This window comes from Micromonospora sp. Utrum1 (assembly GCF_057197805.1).
In genome coordinates this window covers 832,872-854,999 of the sequence record NZ_CM170071.1, presented here as the reverse complement: position 1 = coordinate 854,999, position 22,128 = coordinate 832,872, and the positions used below count along the sequence as shown (strand labels likewise).

The 22,128-nt window shown below is 74.9% G+C and carries 24 protein-coding genes; 11 read left to right on the top strand and 13 right to left on the bottom strand.

The annotated features are described in order from the left end of the window. The first annotated feature begins 19 nt into the window (after positions 1-19). Both AC0OLQ_RS04330 and AC0OLQ_RS04325 read left to right on the top strand, forming a co-directional pair. The gene (locus tag AC0OLQ_RS04330; protein ID WP_484530275.1) at positions 20-844 is read left to right on the top strand and encodes an SDR family NAD(P)-dependent oxidoreductase; all 825 of its coding nucleotides are present in this window, start codon (positions 20-22) and stop codon (positions 842-844) included. Between the two features lie 49 nt (positions 845-893). Beyond that, positions 894-1,514 carry a GNAT family N-acetyltransferase gene (locus AC0OLQ_RS04325; RefSeq protein ID WP_484530274.1) on the top strand — a complete coding sequence of 207 codons (621 nt, stop codon included), beginning with the start codon at positions 894-896 and terminating at the stop codon, positions 1,512-1,514. 99 nt (positions 1,515-1,613) lie between these two features. Here the strand turns inward: AC0OLQ_RS04325 and AC0OLQ_RS04320 are convergent, their stop codons facing one another. After that, positions 1,614-3,767, bottom strand: a complete 2,154-nt coding sequence (locus tag AC0OLQ_RS04320) for an APC family permease (protein ID WP_484530273.1) — start codon at positions 3,765-3,767, stop codon at positions 1,614-1,616. 72 nt (positions 3,768-3,839) lie between these two features. Beyond that, a complete protein-coding gene (locus AC0OLQ_RS04315; RefSeq protein ID WP_484530272.1) occupies positions 3,840-4,796 on the bottom strand; it encodes a DMT family transporter in 957 nt (318 codons plus the stop codon). Positions 4,797-4,900: 104 nt separating this feature from the next. Here AC0OLQ_RS04315 and AC0OLQ_RS04310 point away from each other — a divergent pair, with 104 nt between their 5' ends. Continuing rightward, positions 4,901-5,596, top strand: coding sequence for an HAD family hydrolase (locus AC0OLQ_RS04310; protein WP_484530271.1), 696 nt, complete (start codon positions 4,901-4,903; stop codon positions 5,594-5,596). A gap of 27 nt (positions 5,597-5,623) precedes the next feature. Here AC0OLQ_RS04310 and AC0OLQ_RS04305 read toward each other — a convergent pair whose 3' ends face one another. Further along, positions 5,624-6,139: a hypothetical protein gene (locus AC0OLQ_RS04305; protein WP_484530270.1), complete on the bottom strand. Its 516-nt coding sequence runs from the start codon at positions 6,137-6,139 to the stop codon at positions 5,624-5,626. Between the two features lie 69 nt (positions 6,140-6,208). Next, a complete protein-coding gene (locus tag AC0OLQ_RS04300; protein ID WP_357343147.1) occupies positions 6,209-7,078 on the bottom strand; it encodes a PhzF family phenazine biosynthesis protein in 870 nt (289 codons plus the stop codon). A 33-nt stretch (positions 7,079-7,111) separates the two neighbouring features. Between AC0OLQ_RS04300 and AC0OLQ_RS04295 the strand changes: the two genes are divergently transcribed. From AC0OLQ_RS04295 to AC0OLQ_RS04285, 3 genes are all read left to right on the top strand, one after another. Continuing rightward, positions 7,112-8,398 (top strand): magnesium transporter MgtE N-terminal domain-containing protein, encoded by a 1,287-nt coding sequence (locus AC0OLQ_RS04295; protein WP_484530269.1) that lies wholly within the window; start codon positions 7,112-7,114, stop codon positions 8,396-8,398. Further along, the gene (locus tag AC0OLQ_RS04290; RefSeq protein ID WP_484530268.1) at positions 8,391-8,999 is read left to right on the top strand and encodes a DUF1003 domain-containing protein; all 609 of its coding nucleotides are present in this window, start codon (positions 8,391-8,393) and stop codon (positions 8,997-8,999) included. Before AC0OLQ_RS04295 ends, AC0OLQ_RS04290 begins: the two co-directional genes overlap by 8 nt. 175 nt (positions 9,000-9,174) lie before the next feature. After that, positions 9,175-10,323, top strand: a complete 1,149-nt coding sequence (locus AC0OLQ_RS04285) for an Mrp/NBP35 family ATP-binding protein (protein ID WP_484530267.1) — start codon at positions 9,175-9,177, stop codon at positions 10,321-10,323. Positions 10,324-10,391: 68 nt separating this feature from the next. Here the strand turns inward: AC0OLQ_RS04285 and AC0OLQ_RS04280 are convergent, their stop codons facing one another. Beyond that, positions 10,392-10,814 (bottom strand): twin-arginine translocase TatA/TatE family subunit, encoded by a 423-nt coding sequence (locus tag AC0OLQ_RS04280; RefSeq protein WP_357343155.1) that lies wholly within the window; start codon positions 10,812-10,814, stop codon positions 10,392-10,394. A gap of 70 nt (positions 10,815-10,884) precedes the next feature. Next, entirely contained in the window at positions 10,885-12,195 is a 1,311-nt protein-coding gene (locus AC0OLQ_RS04275) for a S1C family serine protease (RefSeq protein WP_484532266.1), read from the bottom strand. A 167-nt stretch (positions 12,196-12,362) separates the two neighbouring features. Between AC0OLQ_RS04275 and AC0OLQ_RS04270 the strand changes: the two genes are divergently transcribed. Then, positions 12,363-13,055, top strand: coding sequence for an O-methyltransferase (locus tag AC0OLQ_RS04270; protein WP_484530266.1), 693 nt, complete (start codon positions 12,363-12,365; stop codon positions 13,053-13,055). A 9-nt stretch (positions 13,056-13,064) separates the two neighbouring features. On the opposite strand, the gene AC0OLQ_RS04265 is transcribed toward AC0OLQ_RS04270, so the two are convergent. Beyond that, on the bottom strand, positions 13,065-14,522 hold the full coding sequence (locus tag AC0OLQ_RS04265; RefSeq protein ID WP_484530265.1) for a leucyl aminopeptidase family protein: 1,458 nt from the start codon (positions 14,520-14,522) through the stop codon (positions 13,065-13,067). Positions 14,523-14,666: 144 nt separating this feature from the next. Continuing rightward, positions 14,667-14,834: a DUF3117 domain-containing protein gene (locus tag AC0OLQ_RS04260; RefSeq protein ID WP_013283866.1), complete on the bottom strand. Its 168-nt coding sequence runs from the start codon at positions 14,832-14,834 to the stop codon at positions 14,667-14,669. A gap of 190 nt (positions 14,835-15,024) precedes the next feature. Here AC0OLQ_RS04260 and AC0OLQ_RS04255 point away from each other — a divergent pair, with 190 nt between their 5' ends. Both AC0OLQ_RS04255 and AC0OLQ_RS04250 read left to right on the top strand, forming a co-directional pair. Further along, positions 15,025-15,843, top strand: a complete 819-nt coding sequence (locus AC0OLQ_RS04255; RefSeq protein WP_484530264.1) for a PaaX family transcriptional regulator — start codon at positions 15,025-15,027, stop codon at positions 15,841-15,843. A 4-nt stretch (positions 15,844-15,847) separates the two neighbouring features. Then, positions 15,848-16,639, top strand: a complete 792-nt coding sequence (locus tag AC0OLQ_RS04250; protein WP_484530263.1) for an enoyl-CoA hydratase-related protein — start codon at positions 15,848-15,850, stop codon at positions 16,637-16,639. Between the two features lie 11 nt (positions 16,640-16,650). Here the strand turns inward: AC0OLQ_RS04250 and AC0OLQ_RS04245 are convergent, their stop codons facing one another. From AC0OLQ_RS04245 to AC0OLQ_RS04230, 4 genes are read right to left on the bottom strand one after another with little or no spacing between them, the layout of a single operon-like run. Continuing rightward, entirely contained in the window at positions 16,651-17,274 is a 624-nt protein-coding gene (locus AC0OLQ_RS04245) for a hypothetical protein (RefSeq protein WP_484530262.1), read from the bottom strand. Positions 17,275-17,286: 12 nt separating this feature from the next. Beyond that, entirely contained in the window at positions 17,287-17,913 is a 627-nt protein-coding gene (locus AC0OLQ_RS04240; RefSeq protein ID WP_484530261.1) for a DNA-3-methyladenine glycosylase I, read from the bottom strand. Between the two features lie 47 nt (positions 17,914-17,960). Further along, positions 17,961-18,455, bottom strand: coding sequence for an SRPBCC family protein (locus AC0OLQ_RS04235; protein ID WP_357343167.1), 495 nt, complete (start codon positions 18,453-18,455; stop codon positions 17,961-17,963). After that, entirely contained in the window at positions 18,452-19,150 is a 699-nt protein-coding gene (locus AC0OLQ_RS04230) for a DivIVA domain-containing protein (protein ID WP_484530260.1), read from the bottom strand. The genes AC0OLQ_RS04235 and AC0OLQ_RS04230 overlap by 4 nt, the downstream gene beginning before the upstream one ends. 118 nt (positions 19,151-19,268) lie before the next feature. Here AC0OLQ_RS04230 and folP point away from each other — a divergent pair, with 118 nt between their 5' ends. Then, positions 19,269-20,138 carry a dihydropteroate synthase gene (gene folP, locus AC0OLQ_RS04225; protein WP_357343170.1) on the top strand — a complete coding sequence of 290 codons (870 nt, stop codon included), beginning with the start codon at positions 19,269-19,271 and terminating at the stop codon, positions 20,136-20,138. 5 nt (positions 20,139-20,143) lie between these two features. Here the strand turns inward: folP and ndhC are convergent, their stop codons facing one another. Then, positions 20,144-20,521: an NADH-quinone oxidoreductase subunit A gene (gene ndhC, locus AC0OLQ_RS04220; RefSeq protein WP_357343172.1), complete on the bottom strand. Its 378-nt coding sequence runs from the start codon at positions 20,519-20,521 to the stop codon at positions 20,144-20,146. A 129-nt stretch (positions 20,522-20,650) separates the two neighbouring features. Here ndhC and AC0OLQ_RS04215 point away from each other — a divergent pair, with 129 nt between their 5' ends. Further along, positions 20,651-22,096: a hypothetical protein gene (locus tag AC0OLQ_RS04215; RefSeq protein WP_484530259.1), complete on the top strand. Its 1,446-nt coding sequence runs from the start codon at positions 20,651-20,653 to the stop codon at positions 22,094-22,096. The last annotated feature ends 32 nt before the right edge of the window (positions 22,097-22,128 follow it).

Below are 22,128 nucleotides of genomic sequence, written 5' to 3'. Positions count from 1 at the left end.
GACCGGGGTGAATGGACCTGTGGAAGATCTCACTGAGCGTCGGACCGTGGTGGTGACCGGCGCCAGCTCGGGCATCGGCCTGGCCGCCGCGGTCGACCTGGCGCGCCGCGGCGACCGGGTGGTACTGGTCGGCCGGGACCCGGCCCGGCTGCGCGCCGCCGGGGAACGGGTCCGCGAGTGCTGCGGCGACCAGCCCGAGCTGTTCCGCGCCGACTTCGCCGTGCTGGACGACGTGCGCGGCCTCGCCGAGCGGCTGCGCGCCACGTACGACCGGATCGACGTGCTGGCCAACAACGCCGGGGCGATCGTGCTCCAGCCGGTCACCACGGTCGACGGCTTCGAGCTGAGCATGCAGGCCAACCATCTCGCGCCGTTCCTGCTCACCAACCTGTTGCGGAACCGGATCGGCCGGATGGTGGTGACCGCCTCGGGCGCGCACCGCAGCGGGGTGCTCGACCCGGACGACCTCAACGCCACGCTGCGCCGCTACCGGCCGATGCACGCGTACGGCACCAGCAAGCAGGCGAATATCCTGTTCACCGCCGAGGCGGCCCGGCGCTGGCCGGAGGTGCCGGCGTACTCGTTCCACCCCGGCGTGGTGCGGACCCGGTTCGGCAACGAGAGCCGTCTGGTCGCCCTCGGCATGCGGCTGCTGCCGTTCCGCAGCCCCGAGCGGGGCGCGGAGACCCTGGTCTGGCTGGCCAACCAGGACCCGTCCCGGCTGGTCCACGGCGGCTACTACGCCGACCGGCGGCTCCGCCGGCCGCTGCCCAAGGCGGCCCACCCGGCCCTCGCCGCCCGGCTCTGGAGCGCCAGCGCCAAGGCCGTCGGGATCGACGCCTGAGCCGTTTCCCGGGCGACCGGGCGGGCCGACCGCTGCCATACTCCGCCGCATGACCGAGCACGAGGGAGCGGCCCTGCACGTCGGGGGCGCGGACGCCGAGCTGGCCGCCCGGATCGACCGGGAGCTGACCGCCTTCAACAACGCCGCCACCGGCGCCACCGACGAGGCCGACCTGACGGTGCGCGTGGTCGACCCCGACGGCGAGCTGGTGGCCGGGCTGACCGGGTGGACCTGGGGCGGCCGGGCCGGGATCAACACGGTCTGGGTGCGGGCGGACCGCCGCCGCGACGGCTGGGGCGGCCGGCTGCTGCGGGCCGCCGAGGAGGCGGCCCGGCGGCGCGGCTGCACCGAGATCTCGGTGGCCTCGTTCTCCTTCCAGGCGCCCGACTTCTACCGCCGGCACGGCTACACCGACACGGGCATCCGGGACGGCATCCCGGGCGGCCACGTCGACCACCAGTTCTGGAAGCCGCTCGTCGGCGACCCGGCCGGGGTGCTCCGGGTGGCCGCCCTGGTCGATCTGAGCAACGACCCGGAGGCCGGCCGGCGGTACGAGGACGCGGTGCTCGCCCTGCTGGGGCGGCACGGCGGGCGGCTGGAGCGGCGGCTGCGCACCGGGGACGGCCGGACCGAGGTGCACGTGATCCGGTTCGCCGCGCGGGCCGGCTAGGACGCGTTCCTGGTCGACCCGGAACGGGTGGCGCTGCGCGCCGCGGTGGGCGACGCCGCCCCCACCACCCAGGTCCTCGACGTCCACGACGTCTGACGTTCACTCGGCGAGGTGGACCGGGACGCTGGTGACCACCACGCCGGGCAGTGCCCGCAGGGCGGCGCGGAGCCGCTGCTCGGCGCGGCTGTGCAGTGGGCGGTGCCAGCGTCGGCGGAGCACCACCTCCGGCACGATCACGGTGAGGGTCAGCTCCGGCCGGGTGGCGTGCAGCGCCTCCAGGTAGTGCGCGAGCGGCCCGATCACGGCCCGGTACGGCGACACGATCGTCTCCAGCCGCAGGTGGTCGCCCCAGGCCCGCCACTGCTCGCGGAACCGGTCCGCCTCCGCCTCCTCCGGCGCGATGTGCACGGCCAGCGTCGGCTGGCCCAGCGACGCCGCGTACGCCAGGGCCCGCAGCGACGCCCGGTTCAGCCGGGCCACCGGCACGACCACCAGGTGGCGTACCTCCTGGGGCAGTTCCTCGCCCTCGGCGGACCCGGCGGCGTCGGACGGCGCGGGTGGGTGCAGCGCCAAGGCGTGGTGCAGCGTGGTGTAGTGCCGGTGGATCCGCCGGAACAGCAGCACCAGCAGCGGCACGGCGATCACCACCACCCAGGCGCCCTCGGTGAACTTCGACACCGCGGCGGTGAGCAGCACCAGCCCGGACAGGGTGGCGCCGACGGCGTTGACCGCCAGGCGGCGGCGCCAGCCCGACCCGCGGCGGCGCCGCCAGTGCACCACCATGCCGGCCTGGGAGAGGGTGAAGGCGAGGAAGACGCCGACGGCGTAGAGCGGGATCAACGACTGGGTGTGCCCGCCGAAGGCGACGAAGACCACCGCGGCCGCGACCGCCAGCGCCGCCATGCCGTTGCTGAACGCCAGCCGGTCCCCCATGTGCAGGAAACGGCGGGGCGCGTGGCCGGCCCGCGCCATGAAGAAGAGCAACCGGGGGAAACCGTTGAACGCGGTGTTCGCCGCCAGCAACAGGATCAGCGTGGTCGCCACCTGGAGCAGCGGATACCAGGGGCCGGTCGGGAAGGTGAGCCGGCCCAGTTGGGAGAGCATCGTCTCGCCGGGCACCGGGACCAGACCCTCCAGCCGGATCAGCACGGTCAGCCCGGCGAAGAGCAGCACCAGCAGGAACACCATCCAGCCGAGCGTGGTCCGGGCGTTGCGCCACTCCGACGGCTTGAACGCGGGCACCGCGTTCGACACCGCCTCGATGCCGGTCATCGACACCGCGCCGGAGGAGAACGCGCGCAGCACCAGCAGCAGGCCCAGCCCCTCGGCAGCCGGCAGCGACGGGGGCGGCACCGGCGCGAAACCCCGGCCCGCCGCCCGCGCATAGCCGACCACCAGCAGCGCCAGGACGGCCACCACGAAGGCGTACGTGGGCAGCACGAAGATGTTGCCGGCGGTGCGTACGCCGCGCAGGTTGCCCGCGAGCAGGACGGCGATCACCAGCACCCCGAGCGGCGCCGTCGCCGGGGCCAGCCCGGGCAGCGCCGAGGTCACCGCGTTCACCCCGGCCGCCACCGACACCGACACGGTGAGCACGTAGTCGACCATCAGGCCGGCCGCCGCCGAGAGGCCCGCGAGGCTGCCGAGGTTGTCGCCCGCCACCACGTACGAGCCGGCGCCGTGCGGGTAGGCCTGGATCGTCTGCCGGTACGACGCGCCGACCGCGACCATCAGCACCACCAGCACGGCGGCCAGGGGCAGCGAGAGGCCCAGCGCCCCGGTGCCGGCCAGCACCAGCACGGCGAGCATCGCCTCCGGCCCGTACGCCACCGAGCTGAGCAGGTCGGAGGAGAGGACGGGCAGCGCGACCAGCTTGCGCATCCGCTCGTAGAGCACCGCGGCGCTGGACAGCGGCGGCCCGAACAGGGCCCGGCGCAGCCGGGTCAGCGCCCGCCCGAACCGCGAGCCCGGCACGTTGGCCCGCTCGGTGGCGACCAGCTCGTCCGGTTTCTCCACGGTGAACATCTCGAAGGGCGCCAGCCGGCCGAACCGGGTCGGGACCGGCCGGCGGTCGGTGCGGAGCAGGGCCGGGTCGACGGGCAGGTCACCGTCGGCGCGCGGGGCGCGCCACCGCTCCCCGATCCGGCCGAGCGCGGCCCGCTCCGCCGGGTCGAGCGGCGGGAACTCGGCGGAGGGCGTGACCACGGTCCCGTGCTCGGCCTCGTCGTCGTGCCGTTCGCGTCCCGCCTCCACGCTCCGCACTCTGCTGGAAAAGCCGGCCGCGCCGAGGCGGAATGGCCACACTCGGCGGACGGGACGACCGGCTCAGTCGACGAGCGGCGCGGGGTCGGCGGGCATCGCGACCGGCTCGGTGCGGCGGCCGGCCCGGGCCCCGCCGAGGATGACGACGGCGACGCCGGCCAGCAGCAGGGCCAGCCCGGGCAGGGCGAGCGGGCGGGGCAGCTGGCCCAGCCAGACCCAGGCGATCAGCGCCGCGCCGGGCGCCTCCAGCAGGATCAGCACGCTGACCGTCGTGGCGGAGACCCGGTGCAGGGCGTAGTTGAACATCGAGTGACCGAGCAGCTGGGCGCCGGCCACCAGGCCGAGGATGGCCAGCCAGGTGCCGCCGTCGTAGCCGTGCAGGCGTACCCCGCCGACGAGGCAGACCACCAGCAGGATCGCCGCGCAGACGCCGTAGCAGATGGTGGTGTAGCCGGTGGTGCTGATGCTGGCCCGGGCCCGCTCGCCGAAGGCGGTGTAGACCGCCGCGAACATGCCGCCCGCGACGGCCAGCAGGTCACCGGTGAAGGCCCGGCCGGAGACGCTGAAGTCGGCGCCGGTGGCCAGCACCGCGCCGAGCACGGCGATCGCGATGCCGGCCCAGACCGCCGCGGGCAGCCGCCGCCCCTGCCAGCGGGCGATCAACCCCTGCCAGACCGGCTGGGTGGCGCCCAGCGCGGTGGCCGCGGCCACCGACGTGAGCTGCGCGCTCGGCATCCAGGTGGCGAAGTGGGCGGCCAGCGCCACCCCGGAGAGTACGCAGTACAGCCCCTCCCGCCGGCCCGCGCCGACGGTCAGCGCCCGGAACTCCGCCCGCCGCCGGGTCAGCGAGACCGGGCCGAGCACGGCCAGCGAGAGCACGTTGCGCCAGAAGGCGATGGCGAGCGCCGGCGCGGCGGCGAACGCGACCAGCGGCGCGGAGGACGAGACGGCCGTCACGGCCAGCGCGAGCGCGCCGACGGTCAGCGCGTCGAGCGGCGGGCGGTGCGGAGGGTGGGGCACGGGGAGCAATAATCACATGCCTTCCGACACCACTTACCGTCAGCACTCCGTTACGATCATGCGCGTCCCGGCGATCCCCCCTCGACGTCCGGAGGCGTTTTCCCTTGCCCAGATACCAGGCGGTGTTGTTCGACTTCTTCGGCACGCTGACCCGCTGCGTCCAGCGCGGGTCCGCCCACCGGACCATCGCCGAGCTGCTCGGCTGCTCGGCCGACACCCTGATCGAGGTGCTCGACCGCAGCTACTACCAGCGCGCCAGCGGACGGTTCGGCAACGCCGAGGCGACCCTGCGCTGGGTCTGCGGGCAGGCCGGCGTGCACCCGTCCGACGAGGCGGTACGCGCCGCCGTCGCCTCCCGGCACCGGGCGGTGCGCGCCGACACCCGGCTGCGGGCCGAGGCGGTGCCGGTGCTCGCGGCGCTGCGCGGGCAGGGCGTCCGCACCGGCCTGATCAGCGACTGCACGCACGAGCTGCCGGCGTTCCTGCCCCAGCTCGCGGTCGCGCCGCTGCTCGACGTCCGGGTCTTCTCGGTGCAGCTCGGGCGCTGCAAGCCCGATTCGGCGCTCTACCTGGCCGCCTGCCACCGGCTCCACCTCACGCCGGCCGACTGCCTCTACGTCGGCGACGGCGGCAGCCAGGAGCTCACCGGCGCCGAACGGGCCGGCATGACCGCCGTCCGGCTGGCCGCACCGGACCTGGCCGGTCACATGGTGTTCAACGCCGACCACGGCTGGGACGGCCGGGTGCTGACCTCGCTCACCGAGGTGCTCGACCTGCTCGACGTGGTCGCCGTCGGCTGACCGGCCGACCGGCGCGGGCGAGCCGGCTCAGCGCCGGCGGACCTTGTGCAGCCGGAACGGCTTGCGGGTGGCGCGGACCACCGGGGTCTCCCGCGGCTGCTCGGCCAGCGCGTCGGCCGGCAGGTCGGCGCCGGCGACCGCGCTGCCCGCCGGACTCAGCCGGTTCACCGCACAGCCCTCGGACGCCCAGCGGGCCACCAGGTCGGCGGTGGGGCCGGAGGCGTTCAGCCGCTTCGCGGCGACCAGCGGCGCCGCTGTCTCCCACTCCTCGGTGCCCGGCTGCAGCCGGGTGACCCGGGCCGGCCAGGTGACGATCCGGCCGCCGTGATCGCCCCGCAGGGTCACCTCGGCCGCGTCCGCGTCGGCCAGCCCGGGGGCGGACTGCTCGCCCGGGCCGGTCACCACCAGCAGCACGCCGTCGAGCGGCAGGCACCACAACGCGTACGCCGGCCCGCCGGCCACCGACACCCAGGCGACCGCGGCCTTCTTCACCGCCTCGTCCACCAGGGGCGGGGTCAACCGCTCGTCCACCTCGTCGCTCACTCCGGCATCCTCCCACTCCCGCTCGCCGAGCTGGAGTCGATCAAACCCGGCGGCCCGCCCGCCGGGCGCTCAGCCGACGAAGGGCGGGACGGCGATCTCACCTCGGGCCACCGGCATCACGTGGCCGGCGACCGTGGCGCCCACCGCCACCCCGCCGGCCGCGGTCACCGTGCAGGCCAGCGCGGACGGCCGGTTGATCTCGATGCCCTGGCGGACCGCGTACTCGGAGCGGCCCTCCCCGGGCAGCAGGCCGCTGGCCACCAGCCAGACACCGAGGCCCAGGGCGGCCGAGCCGGTCGCCGGGTCCTCCGGCACGCCGAGGCCCGGCACGAAGACGCGGGCGTGCGCGGTTTGCGAGTAGGCGTCCCAGGAGAAGACGCTGACGTGCTCCACGCCGTACCGCTCCGCCGCCGCCGCGTTCACCTTGGCCCGGGCCACCGCGTCGGGGCGTACCGGAAGGTAGGGGAACTCCAGGCCACAGCCGGCGACCCGGGGCGCCGGGCCGGCGTGGTCGGCGGCGCTGAGGCCGGCCATCTCCAGCAGCGGCTCCGGGTCGAGCTCGGGCCCGAGGGTGGGGGTGCCCCCGGTGAGGGTCGCGCCGGTGGGGGTGACCTCGATCGGCAGCACCCCGGCGCCGCACTCCTGGGTGACCCTGCCCACATCGAACATGCCGCGCCGGCTCGCGGTCACCGCGGCGCCCACACTGGGATGCCCGGCGAACGGCAGTTCCTCGGCCGGGGTGAAGATGCGTGCCCGGTAGGTCGCGCCGACCTGCGTCGGCGGCAGCACGAACACCGTCTCCGACAGATTGAACTCCAGCGCGAGCGCCTGCATCTGCTCGGTGGCGAGCCCTTCCGCGCCGAACACCACGGCCAGCGGGTTGCCGGCGAACGGGCGGTCGGTGAAGACGTCCACGATCTCGTAGGCCAAGGTCGACATGTTGATAAACACTAGGCCCTTAGGCTGGTGCCCGTGAGCACGCCGAACCGGGTCTACATCGCTCGACTCGCCGGAGTCGCCGTCTTCGACCCGAACGGCGACCAGGTGGGTCGGATCCGCGACGCCGTCGCGCGGATGCGGCCGACCCAGCGCCCGCCCGAGGTGGTGGGGCTGGTCGCCGAGATGCCGATGCGGCGGCGCATCTTCCTCTCCATCAACCGGATCACCTCCATCGACCCGGACGCCGTGGTGCTCGGCAGCGGCACCCTCAACCTGCGCCGGTTCGAGAAGCGCCCGAACGAGCTGCTGGTGCTCCAGGAGCTGCTGGACCGGCGGGTCCAGCTGGACACCGGGCAGGCCGGCTCGGTGGTCGACGTGGCGATGGAGAGCAGCCGCGGCGGCGAGTGGGCGCTCACCCGGGTCGCCGTCCGCGAGCAGACCGGCCGGCTCGCCCGCCGCGGCCACCTGCACCAGGTGGAGTGGGACCGGGTGCGCGGCCTCGGCAGCCTCGGCGACAACCGGGGTACGGCCAACCTGCTCGCCGTGCTGGAGGACATGCGCCCGGCCGACCTGGCCAACGCCCTCCAGGACCTGCCCGACGCCCGGCGCAACGAGGTGGCCGCCGCCCTGGACGACGAGCGCCTCGCCGACGTGCTCGGCGAACTGCCCGAGCACGACCAGGTGGAGATCCTGGCCGCGCTGGACCGGGAACGCGCCGCGGACGTGCTGGAGGAGATGGACCCGGACGACGCCGCCGACCTGCTCAACGAGCTGCCCCCGCCGGAGCAGGACGTGCTGCTCGACCTGATGGAGCCGGACGAGGCCACCCCGGTCCGCCAGTTGCTGCGCTACGCCTCCGGCACCGCCGGCAGCGTGATGACCTCGGAGCCGGTGATCCTGCCGCCGGACGCCACGGTCGCCGAGGCGCTGGCCCGGATCCGCGAGCCGCAGCTCTCCCCCGCCGTGGCCGCGCAGGTCTTCGTGACCCGCGCCCCGCTCACCACGCCGACCGGGCGCTACCTGGGCATTGTCCACTTCCAGGCGCTGCTCCGCGAGCCCCCGGCCGACCTGCTCGGCGGGGTCGTCGTGAACGACATAGACCCACTGCGGCCGACCACCCCGCTGCCCGAGATCACCCGCCGGATGGCCACCTACGACCTGGTCGCCATGCCGGTGGTGGACCGGGGCATGCGGCTGGTCGGCGCGGTGACCGTGGACGACGTGCTGGACCACTCGCTGCCGCGCGACTGGCGGGACCGGGACGCCATGTCGACCGGGCCCGCCACCGACGACGGGACCCTGGACGGCGGCAATGGCTGACCAGCGACGAGCCGAGCGGCTGGACCAGCCACGGGCGCCCCGGGGCCTCCGGCTGCCCCGGATCGACGCGGAGACCTTCGGCCGCTGGTCCGAGGGGATCGCCCGCGGGATGGGCACCGCGAACTTCATCGTCTACATGACGCTGGTGATCGCGGCCTGGTTCGCCTGGAACACCCTGGCCCCGGCGAACCTGCGCTTCGACCCGTACACCTTCACCTTCCTGACGCTGGTGCTCTCCCTCCAGGCCTCGTACGCGGCCCCGCTGATCCTGCTCGCGCAGAACCGGCAGGCCGACCGGGACCGGATCGCGCTGGAGGAGGACCGGCGGCGGGCCACCATGCAGAAGGCCGACACGGAATACCTGGCCCGGGAGATCGCCGCGCTGCGCATCGCGATGGGCGAGGTGGCGACCCGGGACTTCCTCCGCTCCGAGCTGGCCCGGCTGGCCGAGGAGCTGGACGAGGCGGCGGAGCGGCGGCGGAAGCTGGAGCGCCGCCAGCACAGGCGGGAGGCCCGGCGGCAGTCCGGCGGGGAGCCGCTCGACGAGCCCCGCGACGACCTCGACGGCGACTTCGCCCACGACGGGCGGCTCGAGAGCTGAATCCGCCCGCAACGTATTGAACGCCGCGCGCCTCAAGGGGCCAGGCGAGCGGCGTTCGGCCCGATCGTCCCACTTCCCGGCACGACCCGTCCACCCCTCGGGCGGCCATCGATTCGCTCACACGGGCCCCCCGCCACCGGCGGGCGCCGATGAGCACCGACGTAGCATTGCGGGCATGTCAGCACCCGTCAGCACCGTCTCCGACGCGATCCAGGCCGCGCTGGCCACCGTCAACGACCCGGAGATCCGTCGGCCGATCACCGAGCTCGGCATGGTCCGTTCCGCCGTGATCGGCGACGACGGCGTGGTCCGGGTCGAGCTGCTGCTCACCGTGGCCGGCTGCCCGCTGAAGGACAAGCTGCGTACCGACATCACCACCGCCGTCGCGGCGGTGCCCGGCGTCACCGGCGTCGAGATCGAATTCGGCGTGATGAGCCCCGAGCAGCGTCAGGAGCTCCAGTCGAAGCTGCGCGGCGGCGGGGCCACGGCCGAGCCGGTGATCCCGTTCGCCCAGCCCGGCTCCCGCACCCGGGTCTACGCGGTCGCCAGCGGCAAGGGCGGCGTCGGCAAGTCCAGCGTCACGGTCAACCTGGCCGCCGCGCTGGCCGCCCGCGGCCTCTCGGTCGGCGTGGTGGACGCCGACATCTACGGCCACTCGGTGCCTCGGATGCTCGGCGCCGACGGCGCGCCTACCCGGGTCGAGGACATGATCATGCCCCCGCAGTCGCACGGCGTGAAGGTCATCTCGATCGGCATGTTCACCCCGGGCAACGCGGCCGTCGTCTGGCGCGGCCCGATGCTGCACCGGGCGTTGCAGCAGTTCCTCGCCGACGTCTACTGGGGCGATCTGGACGTCCTCCTGCTGGACCTGCCCCCGGGCACCGGCGACATCGCCATCTCGGTGGCCCAGTTGCTGCCGAACGCGGAGATCCTGGTCGTCACCACCCCGCAGGCGGCCGCCGCCGAGGTGGCCGAGCGGGCCGGCGCCATCGCGCTGCAGACCCACCAGCGGGTGGTCGGCGTGATCGAGAACATGTCCTGGCTGGAGCTGCCCGACGGCTCCCGGATGGAGGTCTTCGGGGCCGGCGGCGGCGAGGCGGTCGCCGAGTCGCTGACCCGGACCATCGGCGCGCAGGTGCCGGTGCTGGGGCAGATCCCGATGGACACCCGGGTCCGCGAGGGCGGCGACGCCGGCAACCCGATCGTGCTGGCCCAGCCGGACGCCCCCGCCGCCCGGGCGCTGGTCCAGGTCGCCGACCGCCTCGCGGTGCGCCGCGAGTCGCTGCTCGGCAAGCCCCTGGGTCTCAAGCCCGCCGGTCGCTGACCTTCCGGACAGCTTCCCCACCGACCCTCTTCGGCCCGCGGCCGAGGGGGGTCGGCGCCGTTACGGGGTCAGGTGGCGTCGTCGTAGGAGGGGCGGGGAGCCGGGGCCGGGGCGCCGCCGGTGGCGGTGGCCGGGCGGGTGCCGGTGGAGCGCACATCGGCCGCCTTGGCCACGTCCTTCAGCTGGTCGTGCACGCCGGTCACGTCCGAGCGCAGGTCGTCGTACATGCTCTGCAGCGGCTTCCGGAGGGCCTGCTCGTCCTCCTCGCTGAGCAGGTGCTTCCGAATGAACGCCTTGGGGTGCAGATCCTCCAGCTGGATGTCCGTGCCCAGCTCGCGGCTCAGGTCACCGGTGGCGTTCCGCGCCATGTTGCGCAGGTTGCGGACCATCCGGAGGCCGTCGTTGATCACCGTGGGCAGCCGGTCCCCGAAGATCAACAGCGCCAGGAGCAGCAGGGCGCCGATCTCCCACCAGTTCAGGTTCTCGAACACTCGGTCTCCTCGTCCGTGTCAGGGCAAGACTACGCACGTCAGGTGGCCGACCGGGAGGGGGTGAGGGTCCTCACTTGGCGTCTGCGGCGAGCGTCACCGAGGCGTTCTGCCGATTCGACCCGCGCCGGTACTCCACCGTGACCACCGAACCCGGGGCGTACTTGCGGACCAGCGCCACCAGGTCGGTCGGGTCGTTCATCGGGTGCCCGTCCAGCCGGAGCACCACGTCCCCGGTACGCAGCCCGGCCGCCGCGGCCGGCCCGGCCGGCTCGACGCCGTTGAGGCGTACGCCGCCGCCGCTCACGCCGGTGCCGCCCACCTGGGCGCCGATCACCGTACGCCGGGCCTTGCCGGTGCCGATGATGTCCTCGGTGACCCGCTTCGCCTGGTTGATCGGGATGGCGAAGGCGAGCCCGATGTTGCCGGCCTCCTGCCCGTCCGCGACCAGCGACTTGATTGTCGAGTTCACCCCGACCACCCGGCCGGCGCCGTCGACCAGCGGGCCGCCGGAGTTGCCGTGGTTGACCGCCGCGTCGGTCTGGATCGCCGCGTAGTAGCGGGTCGGTCCGCCCGGCTCGCCGGCCATCATGGTGCGGTCCAGCGCGCTGACGATGCCGGCCGTGACCGTGTTGGCCAGGGAGAGCGGCGAGCCGATGGCGAGCACCGGGTCGCCGACGGCGAGCGCGTCGGAGTCGCCGAACTCCACCGGCTTCAGCCCCGAGCGGGTCACCTTGATGACCGCGATGTCCGACTCCGGGTCCTGCCCGACCACGGTGCCCGCCGCGGTGCTGCCGTCGTTGAAGACCACCGTGGCCTTGCCGGGACCCCCGGCGACCACGTGGTCGTTGGTGACGATGTGCCCGTCGGCGCTCACCACGAAGCCGGAGCCCTCGCTGGTGCCGCCGAGGCTGGCCACCCGGACGGTGACCACGCTGGGCAGCACCTTCTCGGCGACCCCGGCCAGTGACTCGGGCTTGCGCTGGGCCAGCGCCGGGGCCTGCCCGGCCTGCGCGCCGAGCGTCGGCACGCCCCCGCCGCCGCGCAGGAAGGCGTAGGTCAGGGCGCTGCCGAGCGAGCCGGCGAGCACGGCGGTGATCAGCGAGATCAGCACCACCTGGCGCAGTCCCGGCCGGGTCGGCGCGTCCGGGTCGGTCACCGGCTCCGGCTCGCCGCTGCCGGCGACCGGGGCGGCCGGGACCACCACGGCGGCCGGCGCGTACGGGTCGCGCCAGGGGTCGGCGAGCGCGTCGGACCACCAGGGTGAGGTCGCGCCGCCCTCGGCACCCGGCGGCGGCTGCCCGGGCGCCGGCCCTCCCGCCGGTGCCGGGCTCCCGCCGGGCTGGCGCCAGTCCCAGCCGTCGGTCACGTCGGTGCCTCCCAGTCCGTCCCCCAGGGTCCCGCGCCGGGGGGTCGGCGGAGCCGACCGTGCCGTACGGGACTCCGTCCAGGATTGCACGGATGCCCCGAGTGGAGTCAGGGGTTGCCGCGCGTGATCGTCTGAGGGCCGACTCGCGGCTGCGCCCGTTGAGGCACGCCTCTAGGCTCTCAGTGCCAACCGACCCCTCGCACCACTCCGCCCGGAGGTGTCCCATCGCCACGGTCGCCGGCTCCGGCAACTCGACCGCCCAGGCGCTCCAGTTCGCCGAGTCGTACGTCACCGAGGATCTCGTGCTGCGGACGGCCCGCGCCCTCGCCCATGAGGTGGGCGTGGACGCCGTGACGCCGGGCGCGGGGGCCGCGCTGCGCCTGCTCGCCGCCGCCGGGAACGCGCGCGCGGTGGTGGAGATCGGCACCGGCACCGGGGTCAGCGGCGTCTGGCTGCTGCGCGGCATGCGCCCCGACGGCGTGCTCACCACCATCGACGTGGAGGTCGAGCACCAGCGCATCGCCCGGCGGCTGTTCCAGGAGGCGGGCTTCGCGTCGGGGCGTACCCGGATCATCACCGGCCGCGCCCTGGACGTGCTGCCGCGGCTCGCGGACGGCGCCTACGACCTGGTCTTCGTCGACGCCGAGGCGACCGGCTTCGCCGCCTGCGTGGACGCCGCGCTGCGGCTGCTGCGCCCCGGCGGCGTGCTCGCGCTCAACGGGGCCCTGGCCGGCGGCCGGATCGGCGACCCGGCCGCCCGCGACATGGAGACGGTGACCGTGCGGGAGACCATCAAGGCGATCCGCGAGTCGGAGCACTGGGTGCCGGCGCTGCTGCCCGTCGGGCACGGCCTGCTCGCCGCCGTGAAGGGCTGACCGCCCGGGTCAGCCCAGCGTGGCCAGCCAGCGCAGCAGCCCGCGGACGCCCCAGCCGGTGGCGCCCTTGACCAGTTCGCCGTGCACGTCGTCCGACCAGGAGGGGGCGGACATGTCCAGGTGCGCCCAGCGGTCGCGCAGGTCGCCGGTGAACTCGCGAAGGAAGAGCGCGGCCACCACCGAGCCGGCGCCCCGGTTCGGGGAGCTGTGCAGGTCGGCGATCTCGCTGCCCAGGTACTCGACGTAGTCGTCGGCCAGCGGCATCCGCCAGGCCCGCTCGCCGGCCGCCGCGATCGCGCCCAGCAGGTCGGCGGCGAGGCCGTCGTTCTCGCTGTAGAGGGCGGCATGCCGCTTGCCCAGCGCCACCGCGTTCGCCCCGGTCAGGGTGGCCAGGTCGACCAGCAGGTCGGGCTTGAGCTCCCGGACGGCGTACGCCATGGCGTCGGCGAGCACCAGCCGGCCCTCCGCGTCGGAATTGGTGCTCTCGCTGGTCAGCCCGCCGTAGTGGCGGACGATGTCGCCGGGGCGGAACGCCGAGCCGCTGACCATGTTCTCGGCGAGCGGGGCCAGCGTGGTGACCCGCACCGGCAGGCCCAGCGCGGCGGCGCCCAGGGTGGCGGCGACCACGGCGGCCGCCCCGGCCATGTCCTTGCGCATCAGCTTCATGGCCGGCACCGGCTTGATCGAGATGCCGCCGCTGTCGAAGGTGATCCCCTTGCCGACCAGCACCACGTGGGTACGCGCGCCGGCCGGCCGCCAGTCCAGCTCGACCAGGCGGGGGCCGCTGGCCGAGCCGCCGCCGACGGCCAGGATGCCGCCGAAGCCCTCGGCGACCAGCTCCTCCGGCCCGCGCACCCGCAGGTGCAGGTCGGCGCGGCCGGACGCGGCGGAGGCCACCTGGGCGGCGAACCACTCCGGGTTCTTGGTGGACGAGGGGGTGTTGGTCAGGTCCCGGGCCAGCCGGGTCATCTCGGCCGTGGTCCGGGCGGTGGCCAGGATCGGTGCGAGCGCCTCCGGGTCGCCGACCACGACGTCCACCTCGGCCAGTGCGGGCCTGCCGCCGGCCTCGGTCAGGCGGTAGCGGTAGGAGCCAAGCAGCAGCCCCTCGGCCAGGCCGCGCAGTGCGTCCGGGGCCTCCGGAAGCGAAACCGTGATGTACGTCTCATCCTTGGCGGCCCGGGCCAGCGCCGCGCCGGCCGCCCGCCAGTCGTGCTCGTCGCCTGCGCCGACGCCGAGCAGCCAGAGCCGGGCGGGGGTGCCGCCGGGGCGCAGGTGCTCGCGTACCTCACCGGCGGCGCCGGTGAGCCGGGCAACGGGCAGCAGTGCGACCGCCTCGGCCCGAACGTCGTCGCCGGGCGGGGCGGCGGTGGGGACCAGCGCGGCCGGGGCGTCCGGCCCTTCCGGACGAATGGGCAGGACGAGGGTGTCGGGCCGCGCGGGCCCGCTCACCAGACGAATGGCCAGCACGCTGGACCGTACCTCCGAAACTGCTCGAAGCGGGACACTTTACCGCTCACCGACCGATGAAGGCCCTGAGCCACCGGCCAGGCCGGTGGCTCAGGGCAGGAGGAACCGTTCGCACGACGGACGTCGCGTGAACCTTTCCTCGAATCAGCCGGCGGCCGCCTTCAGCGCGTCACCCAGCGCGGTGGCCTCGTCGGGAGTCATCTCGACGACGAGCCGGCCACCACCCTCCAGCGGGACCCGCATGACGATGCCCCGGCCCTCCTTGGTGACCTCCAGCGGACCGTCGCCCGTCCGCGGCTTCATCGCCGCCATGTTGTCTCCCCTCAGACCTACACCAGGGTCGGTGGGTTGCCCCACAGCCACTTCGTCATGACCACCCGCAACCGTCGCGGGGGCGTCGACCAACGATTTTCCCTGATGAACACCGCCGGACCCAAACCGAAGCAGCATTGATGTAACAGCATCTAGCTTATCTTGGATAGGCCTGTCACAATGTGCGGTCATGCAGGCACGGTCGGCACTCTTCGACCTGTACGGCGACCATCTCCGGGCGAGGGGTGGCCGCGCACCGGTCGCCGCCCTGGTCAAGCTGCTGGCGCCGCTCGGGATCGCCCCACCGGCGGTCCGCACCGCGGTCTCCCGGATGGTCCGCCAGGGCTGGCTCGAACCCCTCCGGCTCGCCTCCGGGCCCGGATATTCGATCACACCAAAGGCGGCCCGTCGGCTGGACGAAGCGGGCGCCCGGATCTACCGCACCGGGCGGCACGCCTGGGACGGCCGGTTCGACCTGCTGGTGCTGGAGGCGCCCGGGTCCCGCCGGGACCGGCAGCGGCTCGCCGCCAACCTGACCTTCCTCGGCTACGGCACGCTGGACGACTGCACCTGGGTCGCGACCCGGCCGGGCGAGGACGTCGACGTCCTGCTCGCCGAGGCCGGGGTGCGCTACGAGCGGTTCACGGCGGCCCACACCGCGGGCACCCCCGGTGCCATGGGCGTGGTCCGCCGCGCCTGGGACCTGGCCGAGATCGGCCGTGCGTACGAGCGGTTCGTCGCCGAGCAGAAGCCGTTGCTCACGGGCGTCACGGTGCGCAGCAGCGACGAGGAGGCGTACGCGGCCCGGTTCCGGCTCGTGCACGCGTGGCGTACGTTCCTGTTCCGGGACCCGCAACTGCCGCCGGCACTGCTCCCCGAGCGCTGGCCGGGCAGCAGCGCGGCCAGCTTCTTCGACCGGCACGCGGCCCGGCTCCGGCCGGCCGCCGACCGGTACGTCGAGCAGTGCCTCGACGCCAGCAACCGCCTCGCCCGACAGAAGGGTCGTTAGAAACGTGACCGAGCCGCTGCTCGTCGACCGCACCGACGCCGTCGTCACCCTGACGCTGAACCGCCCGACGGCGCTGAACTCGCTCGACGTGGCGCTCAAGGAGGCGCTCCGGGACACCCTGGCCGAGCTGGAGGCCGACCGGTCCTGCCGGGCGGTCGTGCTGGCCGGCGCGGGCGGCGCGTTCAGCGCCGGGCAGGACCTGCGGGAGCACGTGCAGACCCTGGAGTCCGCCGACGCCGACCCGCTGGGCACCGTGCGGGCGCACTACAACCCGATCGCCGCGCGGCTGGCCAACCTGCCCAAGCCGGTGATCGCCGCGGTCCGGGGCATGGCCGCCGGGGCGGGTGCCTCGCTGGCGTTCCTCGCCGACTTCCGGATCGGCGGCCCGAAGACCCGGTTCCTGATGGCCTTCGCCGGGGTGGGGCTGGCCGCCGACACCGGCGCCTCCTGGACGCTGCCCCGGCTGGTCGGCCACGCCAAGGCCGTCGAGCTGCTGATGCTCGCCGAGCCGGTGGGCGCCGAGGAAGCCTGCCGGCTGGGCCTGCTCACCCGGCTGGTCGACGACGACGAGCAGGTGCTCCCGGCCGCGCAGGAGCTGGCCGCCCGGCTCGCCGCCGGCCCGACCGTGGCGTACGGGGCGATCAAGCGCCAGCTCTCCATCGCCGACGCCGGCACCCTGGCCGACGCGCTGGCCGCCGAGGCCCAGGCCCAGGCGATCTGCGGCGCCACCGCCGACCACCGGGCCGCGACGATGGCCTTCGTGAACAAGCACAAGCCGGTGTTCGAGGGCCACTGACCCGTCGCGGGTCAGTCGTCCTCTTCGGGATCCTGGTTGGCCTCGGCGCCGAGCACGAACGCCTGCATGGCCAGCTCGTCGCCGGCCGGCGAGACGAAGGCGGGCAGCTCGCGCGGGCCCAGCTCCTGCACGTAGGACCAGAAGAGCCGGACCGCCTCGGCGGGCGAGGCCGCCTCGATCGGCAGGTCGAGGCTGACCAGCCAGGAGCGGCGGGCCGGCGGCGGGCCGATCCGGTCGGCCAGCTCCCGGAAGCGGGCCGGGTCGAGCCCGGTGACCGGCCCGTCGAGGGCCAGGCCGGCGACCGGCACCGGCTCGTCGAGCACCCGCCGGGTGTACGTCACCACGAGCACGCCCGGACCGGCCTCGGACTGCGGGTCGTCCGGGTCTTCCCGGACCTCGCCGGTGGCCGGCGCGACCCGGCCGAGGGCCACCAGCCGCAGCGGCTCGTCGACCAGCACGGCAACCGGGTCACCGGGGCGGGGCCGGACGACCGCGTCCAGCCCGGTCAGCTCCAGCGTGTCGTGGTGCACCAGCCGCTCGGCCTCGTAGCGCTCGGCGGGCAACAGCACCGCCCAGGCGCCCGGCGCGGTGCCGCCCTCGATCGTCCCGCTCGCCCGCGACTCGGTGTCGGTCATGTCCCAATCCCATCACGCCGGACCGTGGTCGCTCCCGGCGCGTCCGCCGTCCGGGTCACGCCCCGGCGGGGTCGCGGGCACGTGACAGTCGGCGAGGTGGTCGTCGACCATGCCGGTGGCCTGCATGAGCGCGTAGGCCGTGGTCGGCCCGACGAAGCGGAAGCCGCTCTTCTTGAGCGCCTTGGCCATCGCGGTGGATTCCGGGGTGAGCGCCGGCACCTCCGCGAACGACCGCGGCCGGGCCGCCCGGGGCGGCGGCGCGTAGGACCAGAGCAGCGCGGAGAGGCCGTCGGGCAGCGCCAGGGCGGCCCGGGCGTTGGCGATGGCCGCCTCGACCTTGGCCCGGTTGCGGACGATCCCCGCGTCGGCCAGCAGCCGGGCCACGTCGGCCTCGCCGTAGCCGGCGACCTTCTCGATCCGGAACTCGTCGAAGGCGAGCCGGAACGCGGGCCGCTTGCGCAGGATGGTCAGCCAGGACAGGCCGGACTGGAACGCCTCCAGGGTCAGCCGCTCGTAGAGCGCGTCGTCGCCGCGCAGCGGCCGGCCCCACTCCTCGTCGTGGTAGACGGCGTAGTCCGGGGTGCTCGCTCCCCAGGCGCAGCGGGGCAGCCCGTCGGCGCCGGTCACCAGGTCAGTCACGTCGTACACGGTAGGTCAGCCCACCGACAACGGCGGCGAGCGGCTGGTCAGGGCAGCCGGCCCTGCTCCACCAGCCGGGCGAACTTCTTCAACGCCTGGGTCAGGCTGAACTTCGAGCCGGGCCAGAGCACCGGCCAGGCCACCCGGCCGGCCGTCCCACCGGGCAGGTGGAACCACTCGTGCCAGACCACCTGGGTCCGGTTCCGCTCCATGGGGGTGCAGCGCAGCACACCGGGGCCGCGCAGCAGCTTGCCGCAGTGCACCACCCCGACCTCGTACGGCGCGTCCACCCGGACCACCCGCATCTCGTCGCGGAGCACGGCCGGGCCGATCGTGGTGACCGCCTCGACCAGGCTCCCCTCGCCGCCGTCCCCCTCGACCACCCGGACGGTGGTGAGCGGGATCCAGTCGGACTGCCGCTCCCAGGCGGTCAGCGCGGCGAAGACCCGCTCGGCGGGCGCTTCGACGATCACCGTCGCGGTGACCTCGGCGGCCCCGGGCTGCGCCGCCTCGGCGAAGCCGGCGCCGCCCGCGCCGGTCACGCGGACTCCGAGCGGACCACCGGTCCGCGCTCCCGATCGGTGTCGTCCTCGGCGGCGGAGTCGTGGTCGGCCGGGGTGGCGGTCGCGTCGGTGGGCGGCCGGAGGCCGACCGCGGGCGGGGTCTGGTCGACCGGGGCCGCCACCGGGGTGATCGGGGCCGGCCGGCCGGTGGCCGCCGCCGGGGTGCCGGCGGCGGACGGCAGCGTGGCCACGTCCTCGACGGCGGCGGCGGCCGGGGCCTCCGCCACGCCGGCCTCGGCGGTGAGCGGCTCGGCGTCGGCGGCGGGCGGGTCGGTGGCCGGCGGCGCGGCGGGGGCCTCCGCCTCCGAACCGGTCGCGGCGGCCTCCGCGCGGGCCCGGCGCAGCGCCTCGGCCTCCTCCGTCCGGCCCTCGCGGAGCGCGGCGTTCTCAGCCTCCAGCACGCCGATCAGCTCGGACTTGTAGCCGATGTCGTACGCGGCCCGGCGCATCGCCGCGTCGACCTGGGCCATCCGGTAGCCGCGCAGCGCGGTGTCGAAGCGCACCTCGGCGACGTCCGACTCGTCCAGCGGGCGGCTGCCCGGCAGGGGCACGGCCCGCCCGTCCGGCTCGGCCGGCGCGAGGCCCGGATCCCGCCCGGAGACCAGCACCGTCACCCCGAACACCACGGCCGCGACGGTCAGCGCGACGACCAAGAGGAGCAGAACCTCACCCATGGGGAGATCGTGGCATGCGGGCGGGGATCGGGCGAGCCCTCCGCCGCCTCCGATCCGAATCGCCGGACCGGATAGCGTCGGGGGCGACCGGCGGGAGATCGGCGATGAGGAGGCGGGCATGACCGGGGCGCTGCGGCTCGGCGGACGGACCTTCTCCCCGGGCGAGCTGGTGGTGATGGCGATCGTCAACCGCACACCGGACTCGTTCTTCGACAAGGGCGCCACCTTCGCGCAGGACAGCGCGCTGCGCGCGGTCGAGCGGGCGGTGACCGAGGGCGCCGAGATCATCGACATCGGCGGGGTGAAGGCCGGCCCGGGCGACGAGGTCGACGTGACCGAGGAGATCCGGCGCACGGTGGACACCATCGCCGCGGTCCGGGCCGCCTTCCCGGACGTGGTCATCTCGATCGACACCTGGCGCGCCGAGGTGGCGGTGGAGGCGGTAGCGGCCGGCGCCGACCTGCTCAACGACACCTGGTCGGGAGCGGATCCCGCACTGGCCCGGGTCGCCGCGGCGACCGGCGCCGGACTGGTCTGCTCGCACGCCGGCGGGCTCCCCCCGCGGACCCGGCCGCACCGGGCCGCGTTCGACGACGTGGTGGCCGACGTGGTCGCCACGGTCACCGGCCTCGCCGAGCGCGCGGTCGGCCTCGGCGTACGCCGGGACGGGATCCTGATCGACCCGGCGCACGACTTCGGCAAGAACACCCGGCACTCGTTGGAGATCACCCGGCGGCTGGGCGAGCTGACCGACACCGGCTGGCCACTGCTGGTGGCCCTGTCGAACAAGGACTTCATCGGCGAGACGCTGGACCTGCCGGTGCCCGACCGGTTGGAGGGCACCCTGGCGGCCACCGCCGTCTCGGCCTGGCTCGGCGCCCGGGTGTTCCGCGCCCACCAGGTCCGCGAGACCCGTCGGGTGCTGGACATGGTGGCCTCGATCCGGGGGGACCGGCCGCCGGCTTTGACCCGCCGCGGGCTGGCCTGAGCCGGTCAGGTCCAGCGCAGGATGTTCCGGCGCCAGGCGTAGAGGATGCCGAGCGCCACCACGGCGACGAAGACGCCCATCTCCACCACGGTGGTCACGCCGTACCCGGGCCGGTCGAAGATCAGCGCCCAGGGGAAGAGGAAGACTGCCTCCACGGCGAAGAGCACGTACAGGTAGGCGTAGACGTAGTAGCGGATCTGCATCTGCGCCCAGTCGCCGCCGACCGGGTCGAGACCGCACTCATAGCTGGCCCGCTTGCCCCAGGGATCGGCCGGACGGCCAGGACGTAACACCCGATTGGCTGAGAACGCCGTAACGAAGAAGAGCACGGCGGCGAGCAGCAGGAGACCGAGCGTGGCGTACGAGCCGAGGTAACCGGTCACGGTCGGGAGCCTACCGGGCCGGCCGTCCCGACACACGAAACACGTTACGTATTTGTTTCCTCTGGGGACTAGTGCCCGAAGGCAACTGTTGCCAAATAATGAAACCTCACTGAGCGTCACGGAGGACCCATGGCCCGCCCCCGCGTACGGCCCGCTCGGCGCGGCCCGCTTCGAGGTGTCCCCAGACTGCTCGTACCCGCGTTGGTCGCCGTGATCGCGGCGGCCGCCGCGGTGTCGCCCGCCTGGGCGACGCCCTCGCCGACCGTGAGCGGGGTGGTCCGGGTGGCCGAGCCGGGCGACCCGGAGGAGCCGGGCGGCGAGCCCGGCGCCGACCCGACCGAGGCCACGCCCACGGTGGACCCCACGGCGACGGAGCCGGCGCCGACCAGTCCGCCGCCGACCGAGGCCCCATCGCCCACGTCGCCGGCGCCGACCACCACCGTGCCGGAGACGCCGACCACCGCGCCCGGTGAACCGGCGCCCACCACCACCGCGCCGACCGCCACCACGCCGCCTCCCCCGCCGGTCGGGCCGCCGCCCGCCGGGCCGCCGCCGGGCCAGCCGGGCCAGCCGGCCGGCACCCCGCTCGGCGTGCGGGTCACCACCGAGGACGTCGTGCTGACCTCGGCCTACTGGAACGCGGACAGCACGGTGACCACGCTGCGGGTGACGGTGACCAACACCGGTGGCCGGACGGAGTCGATCCGCCTCGGCTACACCCTGCCGGCCGGCCTGACCGACGCCGGCACTCCCGGCTGCGCGTCCGCCGGCGGCGGCAGCCACCGCTGCGGCGAGTGGACCGCCGCCCCGGGCGCCCGGTTCCGCACCTCGATCCGGGTCCGGGTCGCCGGCGACGCCTGGCGGTCCATGCCGCTGAGCGGGTCGGTCCAGGTCACCGCCACAGCGCCCGGGGTGGCCGGCGCGGCCGGCGACGACGAGGGCTTCGCGGTCCTCTTCCCGCCCGGGCCGCCGGTGCCCGGCATCTCGCTCCGCGCCGACGAGGTGCTCTTCGACATCAGCGGCGCACCCAGCACCCTGACGGTCCGCCTCGGCAACACCGGCAAGGTCGACGCCGCCGGCCGGGTCGACGTGGTCCTCCCCGCCGGGGTGACCGTCACCGGCCCGCCGGGCGGCTGCGCCCCGGCGGCCCCGGACCGGACCCGGTGCGAGCTGGGCACCGTCGCGGCCGGCCGGACCATCACCCTGAGCCTGCCGGTGACCGCCTCGGCGGAGGCCCAGCGCCGCGCCCCGCTGGCCGGCGCGGTGGTCGGGCGGCTGGACCCGCGCAGCGGTCGGGACCGGCAGGTGCAGATGAGCTTCCGGATCACCGCCGCGGCCGCGCTGGCCACCCCGACGGTCGGGGCACCCGCCCCGACCGGCTCGCAGGGCGTGGTGGCCGCCGCCGCCGCCGGGCAGACCGCCGACGAAGGCAACTCGGTGCACCTGACGGCGGTCACCCTGATCGGGGTCTCCGGGCTGCTGGTGGTGCTCGCGCTGGCCCTGGCCACCACGTCGCTGCGCCGCCGCACAGGAGCCGCGACGACGGACCCGGTCGCCCGCCCCGCGGAGGAATGAGTCGCGGAGGCGCCGGGCCGGTGCGGTGATCT

What these genes read in the sequence shown, in the direction of transcription:
- AC0OLQ_RS04325 (WP_484530274.1), top strand. Translation starts at nt 894, where the DNA reads ATGACCGAGCACGAGGGAGCGGCCCTGCACGTCGGGGGCGCGGACGCC.
- AC0OLQ_RS04300 (WP_357343147.1), bottom strand. Translation starts at nt 7,078, where the DNA reads ATGTCGACCTTGGCCTACGAGATCGTGGACGTCTTCACCGACCGCCCG.
- AC0OLQ_RS04290 (WP_484530268.1), top strand. Translation starts at nt 8,391, where the DNA reads ATGGCTGACCAGCGACGAGCCGAGCGGCTGGACCAGCCACGGGCGCCC.
- AC0OLQ_RS04285 (WP_484530267.1), top strand. Translation starts at nt 9,175, where the DNA reads ATGTCAGCACCCGTCAGCACCGTCTCCGACGCGATCCAGGCCGCGCTG.
- AC0OLQ_RS04260 (WP_013283866.1), bottom strand. Translation starts at nt 14,834, where the DNA reads ATGGCGGCGATGAAGCCGCGGACGGGCGACGGTCCGCTGGAGGTCACC.
- AC0OLQ_RS04255 (WP_484530264.1), top strand. Translation starts at nt 15,025, where the DNA reads ATGCAGGCACGGTCGGCACTCTTCGACCTGTACGGCGACCATCTCCGG.
- AC0OLQ_RS04245 (WP_484530262.1), bottom strand. Translation starts at nt 17,274, where the DNA reads ATGACCGACACCGAGTCGCGGGCGAGCGGGACGATCGAGGGCGGCACC.
- AC0OLQ_RS04230 (WP_484530260.1), bottom strand. Translation starts at nt 19,150, where the DNA reads ATGGGTGAGGTTCTGCTCCTCTTGGTCGTCGCGCTGACCGTCGCGGCC.
- folP (WP_357343170.1), top strand. Translation starts at nt 19,269, where the DNA reads ATGACCGGGGCGCTGCGGCTCGGCGGACGGACCTTCTCCCCGGGCGAG.
- AC0OLQ_RS04215 (WP_484530259.1), top strand. Translation starts at nt 20,651, where the DNA reads ATGGCCCGCCCCCGCGTACGGCCCGCTCGGCGCGGCCCGCTTCGAGGT.